Source organism: Mycobacteriales bacterium (assembly GCA_035995165.1).
In the GTDB taxonomy this organism is placed as follows: Bacteria; Actinomycetota; Actinomycetes; order Mycobacteriales; family CADCTP01; genus CADCTP01.
This window is the reverse complement of record DASYKU010000019.1, coordinates 78,805-84,812: the sequence shown is the minus strand read 5'-3', so window position 1 is coordinate 84,812 and position 6,008 is coordinate 78,805. Positions and strand designations below refer to the sequence as shown.

Genomic DNA, 6,008 nt, shown 5'->3' with positions numbered 1-6,008 from the left:
GCTCGAGCGGGACCTGGCGGAGCCGGATCCCGGCCGCACCGCGGCGGCCTGGCTGCCCGTCGCGCTGCAGCTGGAGCGGACGGTCGACCTGGTCTGCGCGGCCGGAACCCGGGTCAGGCAGGCGCCCGGCGCGGTCCTGCCCGACCGAGGGGCCGACCTGCGGAACCTGCTCCGGGACCGACCGGCGGCCACCACCCCGACGGATGCCTCGGCCCTCCTTGCCGCGGTCGGCACCGGCCTCAGCCGCTGACGACGCCGGGCGGATCACCGAGCGCCGCCCCGCGGCGGCGATGCGCAAGTGCCGTGTCGGATGGGAGCGGAGGCCCAAGATCATCTGGGTGGTCTCAGTTCTGGTCTCAGTTGTTGGTCGTCAGCCGGTGTACGCCGAGATCCGGGTGGGCTGCTGACCAGCGGTTCGTACGTCGGAGGACGCCCAGGACGTTGGGGCCGACGGCTCGTAATGAACAGGTCCGGAGTTCGATTCTCCGAGGCGGTTCCACCCTGACCTGCGGGTCCGTACTGGTCGTGGCGAGATCCGTTGGTCCGTTCATTTTTGGTCTCAGTTGTCGGCCCGTTCACCAAGGAGTGAGTAGGCGGCCGGAGTTCAATGCGGGTCCGGTGCATGGCCGCAGACGAACTGTGGGGGCACGCGGTGCTGGTCCATGACGGAACGACCGAACTCCAGAACCTCCAAGTCTCCTGGGTCGAACCATGTGGTCAGAGTTCCAGGACGAGCCGCAACGCGGCTTCCACGCGTCGTAGCTCATCGACGCTGAGGTGTCCTGCGCTGGTACCGAGCCGCGTGGGGTCGACCGCTGCGGTCTGTTCCGCGAGGACCAGGGTGGACCGTCCGGCGATCTCGACCTCGGGTCGGAAGGTAGCTGCACGCGCGGAAGTGGACGTCGGAGCTACGAGCAAGGTCGACAAGGGCAACTGATCAGACTGGACGACGACTGCAAATCGGGACCCGGCCCGCTCGTGACCACCGGCGCCACGTGGAGTGTTGAGACGGTAGACCTCACCATGCACGTAGAGTCTCCATGTCGCGAAGTACTTGCGCGGCCTCGGCCCGGTCCTGATCGTCGGCTGCCAGAGCCTCGGCTTCGTCGCGTAGCGTCGTCCTCGCGCGGCCACGGGCGGCGTCGATCAACGCCGCCCGCACGGCGGTCGAAACCGATGTGCCATCGCGGGTCAAGATAGCTAGCGCCCGAGCCGCGTCCTCGTCTGGGCGGAATGTGATCGTGTCGGCCACGGTCAGGGCGTCGCACAGATCGTAAGACACGGCCAGTCGGGCGGCGCGTATCGGACACGAAGGGCTCCCGCGGTTCGGGACTACTACAGTGCCGACCGTGGCCGATAGGCACGCCGAGTTCGCCCGGCAGCTGGAGTCCGACCTCGAGGAGTATCCCGACGAGCGCGGCGAGATCCTCCTCGAAGCTGGCGATGCCTGGCATCGAGCCGGACACTCGCAGCGGGCTATCGCATTGCTGACCGAGGCCGTCGCCCTGGGCGGGGAGGACGGCGGCAACGCCCGGGTCGCCTTAGCCGATGTGTTGTTCGACATCGGCCGCGACGAGGAGGCGCGCGCCCAGTTGGGGGCGCTTCGGGCGTCTCGGCCCTCGTCGCCGATGCCCTGGCACATGGGCGCTGAGTTGCTGGAGCACCGTGGCGAACTTGATCAGGCACTCACCTGGTTCTCCGCCGCGGTCTCCCGGCTTAGCGCCGAAGAGATGACCACCCGCCACCAGGGGCTGTCCTACGCCAATGCGCTACTTGCCGGCCGTCGGCGGGTTCGCCGCAGGCTGGGACAGCCGCCAGACGACCTGGACGACTCCGTCCGCGAGATGGGGTCCGCTACGACCGATCCTGTGGGCGTCTCGTTCACCGACATCGAATTGTCCGGGGAGACATACTCGCCCCCGGGCGACAGGTCGCGTGCACCACGCGAGGTGCGAATCCTGTTCTGGCCTCGGGACGAGATTGCCCGCGCGCATCAATCGTGGCCACAGCTCGTTCAGCACACGGACAGCGATGCCATCGCCCGCGACCGCGAGGCAGACAACCGTGCCCTCTCCGCTGCCGGGACGCCGCGGATCACGATGGTCCCACTGACTGTTGCCGGCCTCAACGAGTTCGTCGACCGCACCGGCGGAGACCCCACCGAAGGAAGAACCCGCCATGAATACATGGTGGAAATCCTCGCCGAAGGCGGCGCCATCGCCTGGCCACCAGCCCGCAACGCGCCCTGCTGGTGCGGTTCGGCCGCCAAGTACAAGAAATGCTGCGGACGACCGAACCAGGAATCCCGGCAACAGCTGGGACCGGACGAGTCGGCCGGTCATCTCGGACAGTGGCCGACCTGAGGAAGCCGGTGTCTATCACCATGGCCTCTGGGAAGTCATTAATATTCGCCGGCTCCCTGAGTGGCCGCCTACCGGCGCGTTACCCTGTCACCACGCTGAAATCCGAAGAGCCCTTAAAAGGGTTCAGGAGAAGAGATTCGTGCCGTCGCCGGTGCCGCAGTTCTATGCGAGCAGGGATCCGACGTACAGCTCGACGTTGTCCCAGTAGGAGTTGGCGTGATCGACCCCAAGATCAGGGTCCCGTGATCGGGCGGCAGCGACGACGCTCGTCGCCCGATGCCGTCGGATCGAGGCGCCCGTGTAGGAACCCAGGAAGCCCTGTATATAGATTAGTTGGGTGCGTTCGAGTCCGGAGGCGTCAATGCGGGAGAGCCGACCGGCCCGTTCGAGGATCTCTTCGGTGAGTCCGCTGGTGCCATGGTCCACATAGGCTTGACTGATTCGCTCGATCCAGCGTTTGAACTCGCGCGTGAAGGCGGACTGCGCTTCCTCGAGCCTGTTGAGGGCGGCGGCGGCACGCTGCTCCTGAGCCTGCCGTTCGGCTCGGCGATTACTGAAGAGCGCCATTCGGACCATCCGATCGGTTGGGTGAGCCAGTCAACGTCTGGTCGCTGGTCGGCCGGCCCGCTGCGACGGTCAGGACGCCCGGCGCTGTCGGCGAATCTCGTCGGCCGCGCGAATCTCCTCCACCAGCTGTGCATGCCGGAGCACGTGCCGGTGATGCCCGCACATCACCGGTTCACGAACCGACGGCACGAACATCATCACCGGCCAGGTCGCGCCGATCATGCTCGCGGACAGAACGCCCGTCTCGCCGCGCTCGAGCGACACTCCGTGTCGGAGAGCGAAGTATCGCCGGGCGAAATATCTCATTACTCCTAGATAAACCACCAGAAGTATGACGATAAACCATCCCATGGTGTCTCCCAAGTGTAGGCCGGCGGTATAGGCCGCGCGGGTGTGTTCAGGTGCATGACCAGAATGAGCGGTGCCTAGATCAGGAAACCAACCCCGGAGGGACGACGTACATCATCCTGCACGCATGACCCGGGCGCCGCAGGAATTCACCGAGGTCTTCTCTTATTGTCCAGTCTTTGACAAGTACCGCCGAAGATCCGTTGTCGAGAGGTCGACCGACCAGCGCCGAGGGTCACCGGGGCAGGTCTGCGGGGCCCTGGTCATTGAAGTGCAGGCGTCGTCTGGCTAACCGGTCGCTCGCCGTGGACCCGCTCGGCAGGACTTTCCGGAACCCGCGGCCGCCACGTGGCGGCGGGGGTCGATCGGCGTCGGAAGAGTTCGACGCAGGTCTTTCGGTACCTCCGTTGGCGGCGACCGCTTCGCTGCGGTCGTCTGGTGGACCCGACGCTCCGGAAGGCAGCTTGAGCCATTGCGGTGGTCTCAGTCTGGTCTCAGTTCGTAGTTGTCAACCGGTGTACTCCGAGGTCCGCGGTCGGTCGCTGAGCAGCGGATCTCGTACGTCGGAGGTCGTTCACGAACGTGCGGTCGGCTGGCTCGTAATGAATAGGTCCGGATTTCGATTCTCCGAGGCGGCTCCACCCTGACCTCGATGTTTGGCCCGCCGGGTTGCCGAAATGGCGAACCATTCATTTTGGGTCTCAGTTGTAGGGCAGAATGAGTGGCTGGTGCCCCGGACCTGTACCGGAAGCGCCCGCGAGGTCGGTAGTCACGTGGCACCGTCGGGGCGCGAGCGTCAGCTCAGGCGGCACGGTCGACAATGTCCGTATGTCCCCCGACCTGTTGTCGGAGCATCTGGTCGACGTGCTCGATCGCCTGTCCGGCGAGGATGCCGTCCGGTTCCGCGGGTTCGTGGCTCGGGCGGCGCTTGATCGGCCGGTCGCGGTCGAGGTGTCGGAGGCGGCTGCCGTGGTGCGTCCGTACGCCTGGCTGTTGGATCGACTCGGTGCTGACGGAGTGCGGCTGACCTCGGCGGGTCATCTGCCGCCGGCGGTCGTGACCGAGGCGATGGATGCCTTGGGCCGGCGGGAGAGGTGGTTCGGCGCGGCGAATCGGGAGTACCACACGAGGCCCGTGCTGGAGTTGCGGGAGTCGGCGCGACGGTTCGGCCTGGTTCGCAAGCATCGTGGCGTGCTGTTGTCGACGAAGGTCGGGTCCGGTCTGCGCGCAGACCCGGTCGGCTTGTGGTGGCACGTCGCCGACCGCCTTCCCGACGCTCGCACTGAGGCCGCCGCGGACGCCGGGGTGCTGCTCCTGGTCGCCGTCGCCTCGGGTACGCCATTGAATTCGGCGAAGGTCAACCGGTTGCTGCGCACGGGGATGGCGTCGTTGGGCTGGCGGGTCGGCGGCACCGGTGCTCCCTTGGACCAGTGGCAGTCCTTCGACGCGGCCCGGGACACCTGGACGGCTCTGCGTCGACTCGGGGTGCTCGCGGAGGAGGACCAGGGTGGCTCGCCGGCGCCGGCGACGGTGGCTGGGATTCAGTTGGCCCGCGCCGCGCTGCGGCAGCGGACTTGACGTCCCTGCTCCTGCCAGCCCGCTCGGACCAGGCCCAGCGATGACGATGGGCGGCTTCTCGGGCCCGCGACGCACGTCGGAGATCATGGCCAGCGTGCTACGCGTCCGCGCCATGGCGGTCGTCGTCTGAGGGAAGGATCCCGAACTTCCTGGCGAATCACGGCCGCGATCGCAAGGTTAGGGACCTAAACTTGCTTGAAGGTCTCAATGGCCAAGGTTGGGGCGAAGCCCTGCGGGAGGCGGCATGGCGGACTGGCAGACAAGCTACTGACTCCCAGTCCGAACGCGCCGGCTCGTGATGACAGGGCGGGTGGCGAGTACTCCACATACCGGCCCGACCTGCTGATGAACCGCCCGCTGGCGCTCGCGTCGGACGTCTCAGACCTGAGTTGGCAAGTCGAAAACGCGACTCGGCGACTCGGCGATCGCCCGGGAGCTCGTGGGCTGGAGGGAGCTACAGAGAACCCTCCTGTCGGACGAGCCTGAACTGCTGGGAATCCGCGACGTGCAAAACTGGATCAGTGGCTCTGACTACCATCCCTTGACGGCCGACTTTGTGCCGCCCCAGCCTTCGCTCATGGACGCCCTCATGGGTGATCTGGTGGAGTACATGAACGGGGGAGTCCACGCTCCGCTGATCCAGGCCGGTATCGTTCACGCCCAGTTCGAGACGGTGCATCCATTCAAGGACGGGAACGGTAGAGTCGGACGAGCACTCATTACATACAGTTCTGGTTCGGCGAGGTCTTACGCATTGCCGTCTTACCTGTCAGTCCGGTTCTACTGACCCGATCCCGAGAGTACGTCGAAGGGTTGACGGCTTACCGTTATGCGGGACCAGTTGTCGGACCTGACAGCGAACGCGCAATTTCCGAGTGGCTTCGTGTCTTCCTGAACGCGGTCAGTATTGCAGTGACGCAGGCGGAGTCCTTCGCTACGAGTCTTCATGACCTCCGAGCGGGATGGGAACGAGCCGTGGCTACGAAGCGTCGAGAGCAGAATCTTCGGGAGACGCCGCGATCCGGTTCGGCTACCTCTCGCATTCTTGAGACTCTGCAAGAACATCCCGTTCTCACCACATCCAGCGTCTCGCGCCTGTTCGGCGTGTCTGGATCCGCGGCGCTGGTGCCGCGCGTCGTCAGTTGATTGTCG

The 6,008-nt window shown here is 65.9% G+C and carries 8 protein-coding genes; 4 read left to right on the top strand and 4 right to left on the bottom strand.

Annotation, left to right across the window (positions count from 1 at the left end):
* Positions 1-250: hypothetical protein (locus VGP36_03365; GenBank protein HEV7653763.1), on the top strand; the 250-nt coding region annotated here is incomplete at its 5' end.
* A 467-nt stretch (positions 251-717) separates the two neighbouring features.
* On the opposite strand, the gene VGP36_03360 is transcribed toward VGP36_03365, so the two are convergent.
* Together VGP36_03360 and VGP36_03355 are read right to left on the bottom strand one after the other, a co-directional pair.
* On the bottom strand, positions 718-1,029 hold the full coding sequence (locus tag VGP36_03360) for a type II toxin-antitoxin system PemK/MazF family toxin (GenBank protein HEV7653762.1): 312 nt from the start codon (positions 1,027-1,029) through the stop codon (positions 718-720).
* Positions 1,019-1,252 carry a hypothetical protein gene (locus VGP36_03355; protein HEV7653761.1) on the bottom strand — a complete coding sequence of 78 codons (234 nt, stop codon included), beginning with the start codon at positions 1,250-1,252 and terminating at the stop codon, positions 1,019-1,021. The genes VGP36_03360 and VGP36_03355 overlap by 11 nt, the downstream gene beginning before the upstream one ends.
* A 97-nt stretch (positions 1,253-1,349) precedes the next feature.
* Between VGP36_03355 and VGP36_03350 the strand changes: the two genes are divergently transcribed.
* Positions 1,350-2,363, top strand: a complete 1,014-nt coding sequence (locus VGP36_03350) for an SEC-C metal-binding domain-containing protein (protein HEV7653760.1) — start codon at positions 1,350-1,352, stop codon at positions 2,361-2,363.
* A gap of 162 nt (positions 2,364-2,525) precedes the next feature.
* Here the strand turns inward: VGP36_03350 and VGP36_03345 are convergent, their stop codons facing one another.
* Positions 2,526-2,930, bottom strand: coding sequence for a hypothetical protein (locus VGP36_03345; protein ID HEV7653759.1), 405 nt, complete (start codon positions 2,928-2,930; stop codon positions 2,526-2,528).
* A gap of 69 nt (positions 2,931-2,999) precedes the next feature.
* Complete coding sequence (locus VGP36_03340; GenBank protein ID HEV7653758.1) at positions 3,000-3,194, bottom strand: hypothetical protein; 195 nt, start codon at positions 3,192-3,194, stop codon at positions 3,000-3,002.
* A gap of 912 nt (positions 3,195-4,106) precedes the next feature.
* Here VGP36_03340 and VGP36_03335 point away from each other — a divergent pair.
* Positions 4,107-4,856 (top strand): hypothetical protein, encoded by a 750-nt coding sequence (locus VGP36_03335; protein HEV7653757.1) that lies wholly within the window; start codon positions 4,107-4,109, stop codon positions 4,854-4,856.
* A gap of 439 nt (positions 4,857-5,295) precedes the next feature.
* The gene (locus VGP36_03330; GenBank protein HEV7653756.1) at positions 5,296-5,643 is read left to right on the top strand and encodes a Fic family protein; all 348 of its coding nucleotides are present in this window, start codon (positions 5,296-5,298) and stop codon (positions 5,641-5,643) included.
* Positions 5,644-6,008: the final 365 nt, after the last annotated feature.

Coding starts and splice junctions, on each gene's coding strand:
- VGP36_03345 (HEV7653759.1), bottom strand. CDS start 2,930: ATGGCGCTCTTCAGTAATCGCCGAGCCGAACGGCAGGCTCAGGAGCAG.
- VGP36_03335 (HEV7653757.1), top strand. CDS start 4,107: ATGTCCCCCGACCTGTTGTCGGAGCATCTGGTCGACGTGCTCGATCGC.